Annotated in this window: 14 protein-coding genes and 1 pseudogene; 6 read left to right on the plus strand and 9 right to left on the minus strand. The window is 70.6% G+C overall.

What is annotated here, in order from left to right; translation table 11 throughout:
* Positions 1–110: 110 nt before the first annotated feature.
* The gene (pepN, locus tag ABT001_RS14935) at positions 111–2,699 is read right to left on the minus strand and encodes an aminopeptidase N (protein WP_351276807.1); all 2,589 of its coding nucleotides are present in this window, start codon (positions 2,697–2,699) and stop codon (positions 111–113) included.
* 133 nt (positions 2,700–2,832) lie between these two features.
* Between pepN and ABT001_RS14940 the strand changes: the two genes are divergently transcribed.
* Positions 2,833–3,483, plus strand: a complete 651-nt coding sequence (locus ABT001_RS14940) for a mycothiol-dependent nitroreductase Rv2466c family protein (RefSeq protein ID WP_351276809.1) — start codon at positions 2,833–2,835, stop codon at positions 3,481–3,483.
* 63 nt (positions 3,484–3,546) lie between these two features.
* Here ABT001_RS14940 and ABT001_RS14945 read toward each other — a convergent pair whose 3' ends face one another.
* Complete coding sequence (locus ABT001_RS14945) at positions 3,547–3,756, minus strand: tautomerase family protein (RefSeq protein WP_351276812.1); 210 nt, start codon at positions 3,754–3,756, stop codon at positions 3,547–3,549.
* Between the two features lie 102 nt (positions 3,757–3,858).
* Positions 3,859–4,620 (minus strand): SDR family oxidoreductase, encoded by a 762-nt coding sequence (locus tag ABT001_RS14950; protein ID WP_351276815.1) that lies wholly within the window; start codon positions 4,618–4,620, stop codon positions 3,859–3,861.
* Positions 4,621–4,706: 86 nt separating this feature from the next.
* On the opposite strand from ABT001_RS14950, the gene ABT001_RS14955 reads away from it, so the two are divergent.
* Positions 4,707–5,567, plus strand: a complete 861-nt coding sequence (locus ABT001_RS14955; protein ID WP_351276818.1) for a helix-turn-helix transcriptional regulator — start codon at positions 4,707–4,709, stop codon at positions 5,565–5,567.
* Between the two features lie 130 nt (positions 5,568–5,697).
* Here the strand turns inward: ABT001_RS14955 and ABT001_RS14960 are convergent, their stop codons facing one another.
* The gene (locus ABT001_RS14960; protein ID WP_351276821.1) at positions 5,698–6,339 is read right to left on the minus strand and encodes a superoxide dismutase; all 642 of its coding nucleotides are present in this window, start codon (positions 6,337–6,339) and stop codon (positions 5,698–5,700) included.
* Between the two features lie 97 nt (positions 6,340–6,436).
* Positions 6,437–7,501 (minus strand): glycerophosphodiester phosphodiesterase family protein, encoded by a 1,065-nt coding sequence (locus ABT001_RS14965; RefSeq protein ID WP_351276823.1) that lies wholly within the window; start codon positions 7,499–7,501, stop codon positions 6,437–6,439.
* A 126-nt stretch (positions 7,502–7,627) separates the two neighbouring features.
* Here ABT001_RS14965 and ABT001_RS14970 point away from each other — a divergent pair.
* A pseudogene (locus tag ABT001_RS14970) lies at positions 7,628–7,813 on the plus strand (GNAT family N-acetyltransferase); the annotation flags it as partial.
* 45 nt (positions 7,814–7,858) lie between these two features.
* Here the strand turns inward: ABT001_RS14970 and ABT001_RS14975 are convergent.
* The 3 genes from ABT001_RS14975 to ABT001_RS14985 form a co-directional block, all read right to left on the minus strand.
* Positions 7,859–8,506 (minus strand): CatB-related O-acetyltransferase, encoded by a 648-nt coding sequence (locus ABT001_RS14975; protein WP_351276826.1) that lies wholly within the window; start codon positions 8,504–8,506, stop codon positions 7,859–7,861.
* A 36-nt stretch (positions 8,507–8,542) separates the two neighbouring features.
* Entirely contained in the window at positions 8,543–9,949 is a 1,407-nt protein-coding gene (locus ABT001_RS14980) for an amino acid permease (RefSeq protein ID WP_351276828.1), read from the minus strand.
* A gap of 120 nt (positions 9,950–10,069) precedes the next feature.
* On the minus strand, positions 10,070–11,461 hold the full coding sequence (locus ABT001_RS14985) for an amino acid permease (protein ID WP_351276830.1): 1,392 nt from the start codon (positions 11,459–11,461) through the stop codon (positions 10,070–10,072).
* A gap of 264 nt (positions 11,462–11,725) precedes the next feature.
* Between ABT001_RS14985 and ABT001_RS14990 the strand changes: the two genes are divergently transcribed.
* Positions 11,726–12,319 carry a biotin transporter BioY gene (locus ABT001_RS14990; protein WP_351276833.1) on the plus strand — a complete coding sequence of 198 codons (594 nt, stop codon included), beginning with the start codon at positions 11,726–11,728 and terminating at the stop codon, positions 12,317–12,319.
* 96 nt (positions 12,320–12,415) lie between these two features.
* Here ABT001_RS14990 and ABT001_RS14995 read toward each other — a convergent pair whose 3' ends face one another.
* On the minus strand, positions 12,416–13,861 hold the full coding sequence (locus ABT001_RS14995) for an amino acid permease (RefSeq protein WP_351276835.1): 1,446 nt from the start codon (positions 13,859–13,861) through the stop codon (positions 12,416–12,418).
* A gap of 238 nt (positions 13,862–14,099) precedes the next feature.
* Here ABT001_RS14995 and ABT001_RS15000 point away from each other — a divergent pair, with 238 nt between their 5' ends.
* Together ABT001_RS15000 and ABT001_RS15005 are read left to right on the plus strand one after the other, a co-directional pair.
* Entirely contained in the window at positions 14,100–14,588 is a 489-nt protein-coding gene (locus ABT001_RS15000) for a ribose-5-phosphate isomerase (protein WP_351276837.1), read from the plus strand.
* Positions 14,589–14,662: 74 nt separating this feature from the next.
* The gene (locus ABT001_RS15005) at positions 14,663–15,469 is read left to right on the plus strand and encodes an Fpg/Nei family DNA glycosylase (protein WP_351276840.1); all 807 of its coding nucleotides are present in this window, start codon (positions 14,663–14,665) and stop codon (positions 15,467–15,469) included.
* The last annotated feature ends 139 nt before the right edge of the window (positions 15,470–15,608 follow it).

A 15,608-nucleotide genomic window follows, 5' to 3' on the forward strand; every position in this document is an offset into this window, starting at 1 on the left:
TCCACACCCCCCTCATATTGCGGGGCTTTTGTTTGGCCGATCGGGGGGGCCCCCCCCGGGTTGGGGCGGCGCGCCCCCCCCCGGGGGGGGGGGGCCCCGCGCCCGGAGAGTCATGCCCTCGCGTCGCGCTCCTGACCCCGCAGCGCGCGGGCCAGATCGTCCCGCGCCTCCAGGACCAGCCGCCGCAGCGCCGGTGCCGCGTCCGGGTGCGAGGTCAGCCACGCGTCCGTCGCGGCGAGGGTCGCGGGGTCGTCCTGCAGACCGGGGAACAGGCCCCTGACCACGTCCATGCCGATCTGGATGGACCGCTCGGCCCACACCCGCTCGATCGCCTCGAAGTACGAGGCCGTGTACGGCGCCAGCAGCTCCCGCTGCGAGGGCTGCCCGAAGCCCGAGATCGTCGCCTCGACGAGCGCGTTGGACAGCTTGTCCGACTCCACGACCACCGCCCATGCCTGCGCCTTGACCGCGGCCGAGGGCCTGGAGGCCAGGCACCGCACGTGGTGCCGCTTGCCCGACGCCGTGTCGTCCCGGGCGAGTTCGGCGTCGATCACCGCCTCGTCGGCCTTGCCGTGCGAGGCCAGCGGGGCCAGGAACGCCCACCGCAGCTCCTGGTCGACGTCCAGACCGTCGATCACGGCCGAGCCGTCGAGCAGCCCGCCCAGCAGCTTGAAGTCCGCGTCCGACACCGCGACGGCGGCGAAGAACCGGGCCCACGTCAGCTGGTGCTGGCTGCCCGGCTCCGCGCGCCGCAGCTCCGCCAGCGCGCCCTCGGCCAGTGCCCGGCCGCCCTCCTCGCGCCAGGCCGGCGCCGCGTAGTGCACCAGTGCCGACTGCGCCCAGGCGTGCAGCATCTGGAGCACGCCGATGTCGCTCTCCCGGCCGGCGTGCGCCAGCACCAGGGCGACGAAGTCCCGGGCGGGCAGAGCGGCGTCCCGCGTCATGTTCCACAGCGCGGACCAGCAGAGCGCCCTGGCGAGGGGGTCGCCGATGTCACCGAGGTGCGCGCGCAGGGCGGCCAGGGACCCCTCGTCGAAGCGGATCTTGCAGTAGGTGAGGTCGTCGTCGTTGACCAGCACCAGGTCGGGCCTCTCCGACCCGGCCAGCTCCGCGACCACGCTGCGCTCCCCGGCCACATCGGTCTCGGCGCGGGCGTACCGCACCAGCCCGCCCTCCGGGGACAGCCGGTACAGACCGACCGCGACCCGGTGCGGCCGCAGTTCCGGGTGCGAGGCGGCGGCCTCCTGGGTCACCGCGAGCTCCGCGACGCGGCCCTCGTCGTCGTACGTCACGACCGGGGTCAGGACGTTGACCCCCGCGGTCTGCAGCCATGCGCGCGACCAGGCCGTCATGTCGCGCCCCGACGTCTCGGCCAGCACCGAGAGCAGGTCCCCCAGCCGGGTGTTGCCGAAGGCGTGCTGCTTGAAGTAGCGGCGGGCGCCCTCCAGGAACGCGTCCCGTCCGACGTACGCCACGAGCTGCTTGAGCACCGAGGCGCCCTTGGCGTACGTGATGCCGTCGAAGTTCAGCTTGGCGTCCTCCAGGTCACGGATGTCGGCCGTGATCGGGTGCGTGGACGGCAGCTGGTCGGCGCGGTAGGCCCAGGCCTTGCGGTTGTTGGCGAAGGTGATCCAGCCGTTGGTGAAGCGGGTCGCCTCGACCATCGAGAACGACCCCATGAAGTCGGCGAAGGACTCCTTCAGCCACAGGTCGTCCCACCACTGCATGGTGACCAGGTCGCCGAACCACATGTGCGCCATCTCGTGCAGGATGACGTTGGCGCGGCGCTCGTAGGAGGCCGAGGTGACCTTGCCGCGGTAGATGTACTCCTCGCGGAAGGTGACCAGGCCCGGGTTCTCCATCGCGCCGAGGTTGTACTCCGGCACGAACGCCTGGTCGTACTTCCCGAAGGGGTACGGGTAGTCGAAGTGGTCGTGGAAGAAGTCCAGGCCCTGCTTGGTGATCTGGAAGACGTCGTCCGCGTCGAAGTGGCGCGCGAGCCCCTTGCGGCACATCGCGCCGAGCGGGATCTCCAGCGTGGTGCCGTCGTCGAAGGTGCGGGAGTAGTGGTCGCTCACGTAGTGGTACGGGCCCGCGACGACCACCGTGATGTACGTCGAGATCGGCAGGGTCTCCGCGAACCGGTGGACCTCGCCCTCCTGGGACTCCTCCGCGCCGTTGCTCCAGACCCGCCAGCCCTCGGGGGCCGTCACTTCGAAGCGGTACGGCGCCTTGAGGTCGGGCTGTTCGAAGTTGGCGAAGACGCGCCGGGCGTCGGCCGGTTCGTACTGCGTGTAGAGGTAGACCTCGCCGTCCTCCGGGTCGACGAAGCGGTGCATGCCCTCGCCGGTCCGGCTGTAGGCGCACCGCGCGTCCACCACCAGGACGTTCTCCCCGGCGGCGAGGTCCTCCAGCGCGATCCGGGTGCCGTCGAAGACGGCCGCGGGGTCGAGGTCCTCGCCGTTCAGCGTGACGGCGTCCACGGACGGGGCCAGCAGATCGGCGAAGGTCGAGGCCCCGGCGCGGGCGGCGCGGAAGCGGATCGTGGTCTGCGAGCGGAAGGTGCGCGGACCGGCGTCGTCGCCCCCGTCGGGCTCACCGACGGCGGAGCGGAGGTCGAGGGCGACCTCGTAACCGTCGACGGTCAGCAGCTCGGCCCTCTCGCGGGCCTCGTCGCGGGACAGGTTCTCACCGGGCACGGAGCACTCCTTTGTGTCTCGATCGAAGACCTTTGATCCTCCCATGCGGCAATCGGCGCCGGCGCGCGGGAATGGCGGGAGGGGCCCATGGTGTTCCGCCTCACAGGCGCAGACCGACCTCACGAGGAGAGACATGCCCGAGAACAGCACGGCCGCGAGCAAGGTCCCGGCCGATTTCTGGTTCGACCCGCTCTGCCCTTGGGCCTGGATGACCTCCCGCTGGATGCTGGAGGTCGAGAAGGTCCGCGACGTGGAGGTGCGCTGGCACGTGATGAGCCTGGCGGTGCTCAATGAGCCCAGGCTCGACGAGCTGCCCGAGGAGTACCAGGAGATGATGCGCACCCAGGCGTGGGCACCGGTCCGCGTCGTCGTCGCCGCCCAGCAGAAGCACGGCGACGAGATCGTCGGTCCGCTCTACACGGCCCTCGGCACCCGCTTCCACAACAACGGCGAGGGCCCCACCCGTGAGGCGATCGCGGGCGCGCTCGCCGACGTCGGCCTGCCGGCCGAGCTCCTGGAGTACGCCGACTCCGACGCGTACGACAAGGAGCTGCGCGCCTCCCACCAGGAGGGCATCGACAAGGTCGGCCAGGACGTCGGCACCCCGGTCATCGCGGTGCCCGGCGCCGACGGGGAGCAGATCGCGTTCTTCGGCCCGGTCGTCACCCCCGCCCCGAAGGGCGAGGAGGCCGCGAAGCTCTGGGACGGCACACTGCTGGTGGCGTCGATCCCCGGCTTCTACGAGATCAAGCGGACCCGCACGCAGGGCCCCGTCTTCGACTGACCCGGCCGACCGGCACGATCAGGCCCCTGGTGACTCACCGGGGGCCTTCCTCGCGGGTGAGGGTCAGGCGTCGCCGTTGAGCAGGGCGGCGGTCAGGACCTCGCCGCCGACACCCCAGCCGCCGTCGACGACTTCGTCGACGAGCACGACAGTCGTGGGACGTGCACGCTCACCGAAGATCTCCACGTACAGATCGGTGGTGCGCTCGACGATCTTCTTCTTGTCCTCGGCGGTGACGGTGTGCGCGGGGACCTTGAAGTGGGCGAAGGGCATGGGTGTCTCTCTCCTGGAGTGGGTCTTCTCCCCGGGCGGAAGCCCGAGGGCATGGTCACGGGGCTGTTCGTCCGCTGAGGCCGGTGCCGTCCGGCCGTGTCGTCACACCAGGCCCCCGTTGGCCCGCAGGATCTGGCCGTTCACCCAGCGCCCCGCCGGGCCGGTGAGGAAGGCGACCACTCCGGCGATGTCCTCCGGGGTGCCCAGCCTCTCCAGCGGCGGTGCCGCGGCGAGCTGGTCGATCTGCTCGGGCGTCTTGCCTTCGAGGAACAGGTCCGTGGCGGTGGGACCGGGAGCCACGGTGTTCACGGTGATGTCCCGTCCGCGCAGCTCGCGGGCGAGGATCAGCGTGATCGACTCGACGGCTCCCTTGCCGGCCGCGTAGGCGCCGTACCCGGGGAGCTGGGTGCCGACCACGGAGGTCGAGAACCCTACGAACGAGCCGCCCGCACGCAGGCGCCGGGCGGCCTGCTGGGCGACGACGAAGGTGCCGCGGATGTTGGTGCGGTGCAGGGCGTCGAGCACCGCCAGGTCGAGATCGGCGATGGGCGACAGGGCGAGCCGGCCGGCGCAGTTGACGACGACGTCCACGCCGCCGAACTCCTGCTCCGCCCGGTCGAACAGCGCGGCGACCGCATGCTCGTCCGCCACGTCGGCCCGCACGCTGATCGCCCGCCCGCCGGCGGCGGTGATCGCCGACACCGTCTCCTCGGCCGCAGCCGCGTCGCGGGCGTAGTTCACCACGACGGCCAGGCCGTCCCGGGCCAGCCGGCAGGAGACCGCCCGGCCGATGCCGCGTGATCCGCCGGTGACGATGGCGACCCGTACGGTCGCAGGTGTGTGAGCGGGGTGATTCGTGGTCATGCCCTCCACGATGCGCCGCATCGGCCGGCGGAGCCAGGGGACGCCATCCCCTGGGTCGGGGGCCCGGCCCGGCGCACAATGGGGACATGGGTTCTGTGAAGTACACCGAGCTGGGAGCCTTCCTGCGTTCGCGGCGTGACCGCATCCGCCCGGCCGACGTGGGCCTTCCCTCCGGGCCACGGCGCCGGGTGTCCGGGCTGCGCCGCGACGAGGTCGCCCAGCTGGCCGGAGCATCGGTGGACTACTACAACGAACTCGAACGCGGAGCCGGCTCCCAGCCGTCCGAGCAGATGATCGCCGCGCTGTCGAGGGCACTGCGCCTGACCGCTGACGAGCGCGACTACCTCTATCGCCTGGCGGACCGCCCGGTGCCCGTGCACAGCACGCCCGCCGCACACGTCCATCCCGGCATGCTCGATCTGCTCACCCGTCTGACATCGACGCCCGCACAGGTCATCACCGACCTGCACGTCACCCTCGTGCAGAACCCGCTCGCCGTGGCGCTGCTCGGGGACCACTCCGGCCTCCGCGGCCTCCGGGCCAGCTTCGTCCACCGGTGGTTCACCGACCCCGACTCCCGTCGGCTGTATCCCGAGGCCGACCATGAGCGTCAGTCGCGGGCCTTCGTCGCCGACCTGCGGGCCGCTGCCGCCAGACGGAGTGCCAAGGACACCGAAGCCCGCTCGATGATCGACGCGCTGCTCGGCATCTCCCCCGAGTTCGCCGCTCTGTGGGCCGACCACGACGTGGCGTTCCGGCGCGATGACCGCAAGCGCCTCCAACACCCCACCCTCGGCCTGATCGAGGTCAACTGCCTCCACCTGTTCAGCGAGGACGGACGGCAGCGGCTGCTCTGGTTCACTCCCGCGGTCGGCGCCGACAGCGCCTCTCTCCTCGAGCTGCTCGCCGTCATCGGGACCCAGGAGATGGCCGAACCGGCACGCTGAAGCTGTCGGCGCGGGCGCGGTCATGGGAGAGCCCCCGCGAGTCATGTCCTCGCGGGGGCTCTCCGTCCATCCGCCTGCCCGGTGAAGGTTGAGAAGACGATCACGAGGCAGGACGCCCGGGGGCTCGCCGTCAGGGGGCGAGCAGCAGCACGTCCGCGCGCTCCTTGGCGGCGGCGTAGCGCTTCGCCACGTCCTGCCAGTTGACGACGCGCCACATGGCCTCGATGAAGTCCACCTTCTGGTTCTTGTACTGCAGGTAGAAGGCGTGCTCCCAGGCGTCGAAGACCAGGATCGGGACCGAGCCCTGGCCGACGTTGCCCTGGTGGTCGTAGACCTGCTCGACGATCAGCTTGCCGCTGACCGGTTCGTAGGCGAGGACGCCCCAGCCGGAGCCCTGCGTGGTCGCCGCGGCCTTCGTCAGCTGGGAGGTGAAGCCGGCGTAGGAGCCGAAGGACTCCGCGATCGCGTCGGCCAGGTCGCCCACACCGTCCGCCGCGAGGGGCTCACCGCCGCCGTCACCGCTCATGTTGTGCCAGTAGATGGAGTGCAGGATGTGGCCGGAGAGATGGAACGCGAGGTTCTTCTGGAGGCCGTTGATCGCGCCCCAGGCCCCCTTGTCGCGGGCCTCCTCCAACTGCTCCAGGGTGTCGTTCGCACCCTTGACGTACGCGGCGTGGTGCTTGTCGTGGTGGAGCTCGACGATCTGCGGGTTGATGACCGGTTCGAGCGCCGCGTAGTCGTAGGGGAGTTCCGGGAGCGTGTACGTGGCCATGAGTTCGAACCCTCCAACTGCTCACTGATTGTTATTGCAAGTCGTTCGCAATTGCAGGCTAGCAGGAGGAGGGGCCGGAAGTGATCAGTCCTCGGTCCTAGGCGCGCAGACCGTCGCGTGCGTCCGCGGCCAGGTCGGGGAAGTCCGTCACGACGGCGTCCACGCCCCGGCCGAAGTGGAAGGCGTACTCGGCGAAGGCGTCACCGAAGCCGTTCGGCGCCGTGCCCTTCCGGTACGCGGCCGGGAGGTACTGGTTCTCGGCACGGAAGGTGTACGCCCCGACCTTGAGCCCCGCCGCATGGGCGTCCTCCAGCAGGGTCGACGGCGGCACCAGCGAGGACTTGTCCGGACCGATCCACCCCGCGTACGAGGCGATCTCACGCAGCCCGGCCGGCGTCATCATCTCCTTGTACGTCGCCGGGTGGCCGTACGGTCCGCCGCTCGTCCCGAGCGCCTGCCACAGCGGGAGGCCGAGGCGCGCCGCGGCCACCTCTCGGAGGCTGGACGGGTCGAAGGACTGGACCACGCAGTCGCGGGCGGTCAGCCGGTTGCGGCGGACGAGCCGGATGAGCTCCGGCTCCAGCGGCAGGCCGATCGAACGGAAGTACACCGGGTGCTTCGTCTCCGGGAAGACCGTGATCCGGCGGCCGTGCTCCTTCGAGAGGGAGCGGGCCAGATCGACGACCTCCTGGAAGGTCATGACCCCCTCGCGGCCGTCGAAGACCGTGTTGCGGTCGCGGACCAGGGGGAGGCGCTCCACGGCACGCAGCGTCTTCAGCTCGGCGAGGGTGAAGTCCTCGGTGAACCAGCCGGTGACGGCGCGCCCGTCCACCGTCTTCGTGGTGCGGCGGCCGGCGAACTCCGGGTGCCGGGCCACATCCGTGGTGCCGGAGATCTCGTTCTCGTGGCGGACCACCAGGACGTGGTCCTTCGTCGGGACCAGGTCGGGCTCGATCCAGTCGGCCCCGGCCCGCACAGCGAAGGTGTAGGCGGACGCGGTGTGTTCGGGCCGCCACCCGGCGGCGCCCCGGTGGCCGATGACGAGCGGGCCCTTCCTCCCGCCCCCGTGCGGGGCGGAGGCGACGGCGGGGGCCGCCGCGGCGGCGGAGACGGCCGCTGTGGCCAGAAGGATCGAACGGCGGCGCGGATGCTGGAATGACATGCGGGCTCCTCGGTTGGCGCGGAGCAACCACCAAAGCCACACGGGGTTACGCCGGGGCGGACGGAACCTTGCTGCCTCATGTACGGGCACGCGTACGGTACTCGGCAGGCTACGGAGGAGGAAGGTATGCAACTGCGGCCCGGGCGGCCCTCGGAGGCCGAGGCCCTGACGGAGCTGGCCCTGCGGTCCAAGGCGCACTGGGGGTACGACGAGGCCTTTCTGGCTGCCTGCCGTGACGAGCTGACCATGCGTCCGGGCGACCTGCGCGAGGGGCGCACGGTGGTCGCGGAGAAGGACGGCCGTGTCCTCGGCGATCCCGGGGCGTGAGCTGCCCCTGCTCAGGGTCGTGCTCGTTGCTCAGTCCGGTTGAGGCGCCGCTGCCTCCAGGTCGTCGACGCTGCCCGACATCAGGGTGCGGACGTGCGCGGTGACGTGTTCGGCCGGCCAGTCCCACCAGGCGACGGCGAGGAGCCGGACGATGTCCGCCTCGTCGTAGCGGGTGCGGAGCAGCTTCGCCGGATTGCCGCCGACGATGCCGTAGTCCGGTACGTCGGACGTGACGACGGAGCCGGCGGCGATGATCGCGCCGTTCCCGATCCGCACGCCCGGCATCACGGTCGCCCGGTAGCCGAACCACACGTCGTGGCCGACCACGGTGTCGCCCCGGCCGGGCAGCCCGGCCAGCAGGTCGAAGTGGTCGGCCCAGGAGCCGCCCATGGTGGGGAACGGAAAGGTGGACGGGCCGTCCATGCGGTGGTTGGCGCCGTTCATGATGAACCGAACCCCGGTGCCCAGCGCGCAGTATCGGCCGATGACGAGCTTCTCCGGGCCGTAGTGGTACAGCACGTTGCGGGTCTCGAACGCGGTCGCGTCATCGGGGTCGTCGTAGTACGAGTACGCGCCGACCTCGATGAGCGGGGACGTGACCAGCGGCTGGAGCTGTACGACGCGTGGCTGTCCGGGCATGGGGTGCAGCACGGTCGGATCAGGGGGGAGGGGACTCATGGGAGCACCCTCGCAGAACGACCGTGCCGCACGCACTCAGTTTCCGCCGCGCCCGGCCCGCCTCTGCCGCACCAGGCCGGTCACGATCAGCAGCGCGGTCAGGGCTCCGGTGGCCAGCAGCTGGTCGCGGGTGTCGGGCTGGCGCAGCATCAGGACGAAGATGCCGGCCATGGCCGCCAGCGCCACGATCGTCAGGCCGGGGAAGAGCCACATCCGGACGACGAGCCGGTCCGGTGCCTCGCGCTCCAGGCGCTTGCGCAGGATCAGCTGGGAGACGGCGATGAAGATCCAGACGACCAGGATCACGGCGCCGATCATGTTGAGGAGCCAGGGGAAGACGTCCTCGGGGCGCCAGTAGCTGAGCAGCACGCACAGGAAGCCGAAGACGGAGGAGGCGAGCACGGCGTTGCGCGGGACGCCCCCGGAGATCCTGCCGAGCACCTTCGGGCCCTGGCCGCGGGCGACGAGCGAGCAGGCCATCCGTGAGGAGCCGTAGATGTTGGCGTTCATCGCGGAGAGCAGGGCGACCAGGATGACCACGTTCATGATCTCGGCGGCGCCGCTGATGCCGAGGTGGTCGAGCATCGCGTAGAAGGGGCCGACCTCGGCGACCGCGGGGTCGTCCCACGGCACGAGGGTCACGATGACCGCCATCGAACCGATGTAGAAGACGGCGATGCGCCACATCGCCGTACGCACCGCCTTGGCGACGCCCTGCACCGGGTTCTCGGACTCGGCGGCCGCGATGGTGACGGTCTCCAGACCGCCGTACGCGAAGACGGAGGCGAGCAGACCGATGATGAGGCCTTCGGAGCCGTGCGGCATGAAGCCGCCGTCCCCGGTGAGGTTCGTGGTGCCGGGGGAGTCCGTGCCGGGCAGCACGCCCAGGATCGCGAGGACGCCCAGCACCAGGAAGAGCGTGATCGCGATGACCTTGAGCGCGGCGAACCAGAACTCGAACTCGCCGAAGTTCTTCACGGCGGCGAGATTCGTGCCGAGGAAGATCACCATGAACAGGGCGACCCAGGCCCACTCCGGCGTACCGGGCAGCCAGCCCGTGACGATCTGAGCGGCACCGATGCCCTCCAGGCCCACGGCGACGCAGAGCAGTACCCAGAAGGACCACCCGGCGGTGAAGCCCGCCCACGGCCCGATCGCCCGTTCCGCGTGGACGGAGAAGGAACCGGACGCGGGGTTGGCCGCCGACATCTCGCCGAGCATCCGCATCACGAACATGACCAGCAGTCCGGAGACGGCGTACGCGACGACGATCGAGGGTCCGGCCGCGGCGATGCCCGCACCCGAGCCGACGAACAGTCCGGCCCCGATCACTCCGCCCAGGGCGATCATCGACAGGTGGCGCTGTTTGAGTCCGTGGGTGAGAGCGGAGTCGGGGGTGGGGGCGGCGGCGTCCGTGGGGGGCGGCGCGGAGGTCCGGGACATGGGACAGGCTCAGTTCACTGGTCGGGACAGAGATCGGCCCACAGTCTGGCCACCGGCCCCGCCCACGGGGAACGGCTGTCCGCTATACGGTCACCGGGCTCACACAAGGTGCTCACCCGCCTACGGCTTCGCCCGCAGCTCCCGGGCGCCCGCCACGAGCAGCACCAGCGCGGTGGCCCCCGCCGACCACAGCACCTGCGTACGGGCCACGTCGTCGGTGAGCATCAGCAGCAGGACGGTCAGCAGACCGGCCAGGGTCACCCAGGTCAGATAGGGGAAGAGCCACATCCGCAGCGTCAGGGCGTCGGGCGCCTCCCTTTCCAGCCGGCGCCGCAGCCGCAGCTGCGAGGCGGCGATCAGGCCCCAGACGAACAGCAGGACCGCCCCGACCGAGTTGAGCATGTAGAGGAAGACGGTGTCGGGCCACAGGAGATTGAGCAGGACGGAGACGAATCCGAAGGCCACCGAGGCCAGGACGGCCCGCCGGGGCACACCGGCGCCCCGCGCGCCCGACACCTTCAGCAGCCCGCGCGGCGCCTCGCCGCGCTCGGCCAGCGAGAAGATCATCCGGGACGAGCCGTACAGATTGGCGTTGAGTGCCGAGAGCAGCGCCACGAACACCACGATGTTCATGAGCTGCCCGGCCGACGGCACCCCGATCGAATCCAGGACCTTCACGTACGGGCTGAGCCCGGCCCGCTGGGCGGTCCACGGCAGCACGGTCACGATGACCAGCATCGAACCGACGTAGAAGAAGAGGATGCGCACCACCGCGCTGCGCACCGCACGCCCCACGGCGCGTGCCGGATCGTCGGTCTCGGCCGCCGCGATCGTGACGACCTCCAGCCCGCCGAAGGCGAACACCACGCTGAGCACGCCGGAGACCACGCCGTCCCAGCCGTTCGGCAGGAAGCCGCCCCGGCCGGTGAGGTTCGTCAGCCCCACCGGATCGGTGTCCGGCAGGACGCCCAGGACGGCCAGCAGGCCGAGCGCCAGAAAGGCCACGATCGCGGCCACCTTCAGCGAGGCGAACCAGAACTCGAACTCGCCGAAGTTCTTCACGGCCGTCAGGTTGGCCACGGTGAACACCACCATGAACAGCAGCACCGAGAGCCACTGGTCCATGGCGGGCACCCACCCGTGGGCGATCCGCGCGGCAGCCGTCGCCTCCACGGCGAGCACCACCACCAGCATGAACCAGTAGAGCCAGCCCACGCTGAATCCGGCCCAGCGGCCCAGCGCGCGTTCCGCGTGGACGGAGAAGGACCCGGACGCGGGCATCGCCGCCGACATCTCGCCGAGCATCCGCATCACCAGCATCGCGAGCGTGCCCGCGATCAGGTACGAGACGACGACGGCGGGCCCGGCGACCGCGATCCCGGCGCCCGACCCGACGAAGAGACCGGCGCCGATCACCCCGCCCAGACCGAGCATCGTCAGATGGCGCTGCTTCAGGCCGTGTGCCAGGGGCTCGGACGGTACGGGGGAGTGCGTGGGGGGCGCGTCGCGCATGAGCTGTGGATCACTCTCGGATCATTTTATGGGGAACCTACAGTCTCACGGGGCGGTTCCCCTTCCCGAACGGCGGGCCGGGCACACCTCCACCTCCGTGACCAGCATCACGTCGATCGGTGATTGCGTCACGCTCTTTGTCCGAACCCGACTACCGGCTCAACCGCCGCTTTGTGGGCGGCTGCTGGTGAACGGGCGCGGTGCCGTCGGCTAACGTCACCTTCAGATCCGTCCCTGCCTGCCGACCTCACCCGCGGAGTCCCGATGAGCACTGCTGCCGCCCCCACCCGTACCGGAGCGGTCCTCGCCGACCTGCTGCCCGCAGCCCGGCACCGATACGCCGTGGACACGGCCCTGGTCGTCGGCGGCGCCGCGCTCACCGGCATCGCGGCCCAGATAGCCGTGCCCGTCCCCGGTTCCCCGGTCCCGGTCACGGGCCAGACCTTCGCCGCGCTGCTCGTCGGCACCGCGCTCGGTGCCCGCCGGGGCTTCCTCTCCCTCACCCTGTACGCGCTCGTCGGCATGGCCGGCATGCCGTGGTTCTCCGAGGGCACCTCAGGCCCGGGCGGAGCCTCGTTCGGCTACGTGCTGGGCATGCTGCTCGCCGCCACGGTCGTGGGCGGCCTGGCCCGCCGCGGCGGCGACCGGTCCATGCTGCGCACCGCCGGAACCATGGCCGTCGGCTCCCTCGTCATCTACGCCGTCGGCGTGCCCTACCTCGCACTCTCGACCGGCATGTCGATGGGCGCCGCCGTCGCGGCCGGCCTCGTGCCGTTCCTGATCGGTGACGCCCTGAAGGCCGCGCTGGCCATGGGGGCGCTGCCCGCCTCCTGGAAGCTCGCAGGGCGTCGCGGCTGACACCGCCGGCACCACCGAAGAGGCTCGCCGGGTCCTGATGACGGACCGGCGAGCCTCTCGCGTTCTCCCGCCCCCGCCGTCAGGGACGTGTACGGGTCACTCTCCCGGTGCCGCCGCCTTCGCCTTCCGGCCGCGGGCCTCGCGCACCAGCGAGACCCCCACGACCAGGGCGGCGACCAGCAGCGACAGCAGGACCTGCTCGCGCCCGGCGTCGTCGGTCAGCATGTAGACGAGGACGAACGAGATCATCGCGATCGTCGCCCAGGTCAGATACGGGAAGAACCACATCCGTACGACGAGCTTCTCCGGGGACTCGCGCAGGATGATGCCGCGCATCCGCAGCTGGGTGAAGCAGATCACCAGCCACACGAACAGGGCGACCGCGCCCGAGGAGTTCAGCAGGAACGCGAACACCGTGTCGGGCCACTGGTAGTTGAAGAACACGGCGACGAAACCGAACACGACGGACGACAGGATCGCCGCCCGCGGCACGCCCCGCTTGTTGACCTTGGCGAACGCCTTGGGCGCGTCGCCCCGCTGCCCGAGGGAGAAGGCCATGCGAGAGGCCGTGTAGAGGCCCGAGTTGAGACAGGACAGCACGGCCGTCAGCACGATGACGTCCATGACCTGGCCGGCGTGCGGGATGCCGATGACGTTCAGCGCGGCGACGTACGAACCGTCCTCGACGATCGACGGGTCGTTCCACGGCAGCAGCGTCAGGACGACGAAGATCGAGCCCAGGTAGAAGATCGCGATCCGCCAGATCACGCTGTTGGTGGCCTTGGAGACGGCGCGCCGAGGATCCTCGGACTCACCGGCCGCCAGGGTCACGATCTCGCTTCCCATGAAGGAGAAGACGACCATCAGCACGCCCGTGAGGATCGCCCCCGGCCCTTCGGGGAAGAACCCGCCGGTGTCCGTGAGGTGGGAGAGACCCGAACCCGCGTTGTCCGTGCCCGGCAGCAGACCGAAGACGGCGAGCAGGCCGACGACGACGAACGCGCCGATCGCCACGACCTTGATCCCGGCGAACCAGAATTCGAACTCTCCGTACGAGCCGACGGAGACCAGATTGGTCGCCGTGAGCACCACCATGACGATCAGGGCCCAGGCCCACTGCGGTACGCCGGGTATCCAGCTCTCCAGGATCTTGGCACCCGCCGTGGCCTCGACGGCGAGCACCACGACCCAGAAGAACCAGTACAGCCAGCCGATGGAGAAGCCGGCCCAGCGCCCCAGTGCCTGGTCGGCGTAGGCGGAGAAGGAGCCGGAGCTCGGCCGGGCCACGGCCATCTCGCCGAGCATCCGCATGACGAAGACGACCATCAGACCGACCAGCGCGTACGACAGGAGAATGGCCGGTCCCGCGGCGGCGATGCCGGCGCCCGAGCCGACGAAGAGGCCGGCTCCGATCACGCCGCCGATGGCGATCATCGAGAGGTGACGGTTCTTGAGCCCGGCCTGGAGCCCGCCGGAGGAGTCCGGCTCGTCCGGCTCGCCGGGCTGTTGGCCCGGTCCGGCCAGAGTCGTGTGCGACGTCATGGATCGAATCCTTACGTTTTCTGATCACGTGTGTCAGGTTCTTGCCTCCGCGGGGGTGCTGCGAAGGCAAGGCCACGCATTCAAGCCCGCACGACACCAGAACCGGAACCCCTTCATCCGCTTCTTTGACCCGATCGTTGCCCGAGTGGCGTCGCCCACAGTTCCGGCTCCCGCACAGGGCTACGCCTGCCGACCCCGCTGACGGATACCCGGCCCCGCTCGTGTCACACTTCGCTCCATGCGCGTGTACCTCGGCTCCGACCATGCCGGCTACGAACTGAAGAACCACCTCGTCACGTGGCTCACGGCCCAAGGCCACGAGCCCGTCGACTGCGGTCCCCACATCTACGACGCCCAGGACGACTACCCGCCGTTCTGCCTCCGCGCCGCCGAGGGGGCGGCCGCGGACAAGGGCAGCCTCGGCATCGTCATCGGTGGTTCCGGCAACGGTGAGCAGATCGCCGCGAACAAGGTCAAGGGCGTCCGCGCCGCGCTGGCCTGGAGCGAGCAGACCGCGGCGCTCGGCCGTGAGCACAACGACGCCAACGTGGTGGCCATCGGCGGCCGGATGCACACGGTGGAGGAGTCCACCAAGTTCGTCGAGATCTTCCTCAACACCCCGTACTCGGGTGAGGAGCGCCACACCCGCCGCATCGAGATGCTGGCGAGGTACGAGGACACCGGCGAGCTCCCCCCGATCCCGGCCCACCACCCCCAGCAGGGCTGAACGGCCCGCACCCGCTTCCCCTGTGCCGCCGGGCGGACACCCGGCGGCACGCACGCGTTACCAGGAGACCCGCCGTGCCCGAAGGGCATACGATCCACCGCCTCGCCGCGGACCACCACGAGCGGTTCGCCGGCCGTCCGGTGCGGGTGAGCAGCCCCCAGGGGAAGTTCTCCGACAGCGCGGCACTCCTGGACGGCAGGACCTTCACCGGCGTCGACGCCCACGGCAAGCACCTCTTCCTGGGCTTCGAGGGATCGGCCTGGGTCCACATCCACCTCGGCCTCTTCGGCAAGCTCGGCTTCGGCACGGTACCGGCGCACCCGCCCACCGACACGGTCCGGCTGCGCCTGCTCAACGAAGCCCACCACGCCGATCTGCGCGGGCCCACCACGTGCGCCCTGATCACCGGCCCCGAGAAGCGCGCGATACACGACCGGCTCGGCCCGGACCCGCTGCGCGCCGACGAGGACGGGGAGCGGGCCTGGCAGCGGATCTCCCGCAGCCGCGTCACCGTCGCCGCCCTGCTGATGGACCAGAAGGTCGTCGCCGGCGTCGGCAACGTCTACCGTGCCGAGGTCCTCTTCCGGCACGGCATCGACCCTTACCGCCCGGGCAAGGACCTCACCCGGGGCGAGTGGGACGCGCTCTGGGCCGATCTCGGTGTCCTGATGCGCGAGGGCGTACGGAACAACCGGATCGACACCGTCCGCCCCGAACACCTGCCGGAGGCGATGGGCCGGCCCCCGAGGGTCGACGACCACGGTGGCGAGGTGTACGTCTACCGCCGGGCCAGGCAGGCGTGCCACATCTGCGGCACCGAGATCCGTACGGCCGAACTGGCGGCCCGCAACCTGTTCTGGTGCCCGGCCTGCCAACCCTGAGGGCTGCCCCGTAATCCCTGGTGGATCAGCGCGCGGCGTCAGATGCGGTGCATCGCAAGGCGGAGGGACGTCCGCATACCGGATGTATTCGGGCGTGCCGACAACGCGGCGAGGTGCCGTAGCTGTCGTCGTGCGCCCG

The sequence above is a fragment of the Streptomyces sp. NPDC002793 genome, from assembly GCF_040295485.1.
Classification (GTDB): Bacteria; Actinomycetota; Actinomycetes; order Streptomycetales; family Streptomycetaceae; genus Streptomyces.

Excerpts from the sequence above, each read along its gene's own strand:
- ABT001_RS14950 (WP_351276815.1), bottom strand. The coding sequence starts at position 4,620 with ATGACCACGAATCACCCCGCTCACACACCTGCGACCGTACGGGTCGCC.
- ABT001_RS14960 (WP_351276821.1), bottom strand. The coding sequence starts at position 6,339 with ATGGCCACGTACACGCTCCCGGAACTCCCCTACGACTACGCGGCGCTC.
- ABT001_RS14990 (WP_351276833.1), top strand. The coding sequence starts at position 11,726 with ATGAGCACTGCTGCCGCCCCCACCCGTACCGGAGCGGTCCTCGCCGAC.
- ABT001_RS14985 (WP_351276830.1), bottom strand. The coding sequence starts at position 11,461 with ATGCGCGACGCGCCCCCCACGCACTCCCCCGTACCGTCCGAGCCCCTG.
- ABT001_RS15000 (WP_351276837.1), top strand. The coding sequence starts at position 14,100 with ATGCGCGTGTACCTCGGCTCCGACCATGCCGGCTACGAACTGAAGAAC.
- ABT001_RS14955 (WP_351276818.1), top strand. The coding sequence starts at position 4,707 with ATGGGTTCTGTGAAGTACACCGAGCTGGGAGCCTTCCTGCGTTCGCGG.
- ABT001_RS14980 (WP_351276828.1), bottom strand. The coding sequence starts at position 9,949 with ATGTCCCGGACCTCCGCGCCGCCCCCCACGGACGCCGCCGCCCCCACC.
- ABT001_RS14965 (WP_351276823.1), bottom strand. The coding sequence starts at position 7,501 with ATGTCATTCCAGCATCCGCGCCGCCGTTCGATCCTTCTGGCCACAGCG.
- ABT001_RS14975 (WP_351276826.1), bottom strand. The coding sequence starts at position 8,506 with ATGAGTCCCCTCCCCCCTGATCCGACCGTGCTGCACCCCATGCCCGGA.
- ABT001_RS14940 (WP_351276809.1), top strand. The coding sequence starts at position 2,833 with ATGCCCGAGAACAGCACGGCCGCGAGCAAGGTCCCGGCCGATTTCTGG.
- ABT001_RS14945 (WP_351276812.1), bottom strand. The coding sequence starts at position 3,756 with ATGCCCTTCGCCCACTTCAAGGTCCCCGCGCACACCGTCACCGCCGAG.
- ABT001_RS14995 (WP_351276835.1), bottom strand. The coding sequence starts at position 13,861 with ATGACGTCGCACACGACTCTGGCCGGACCGGGCCAACAGCCCGGCGAG.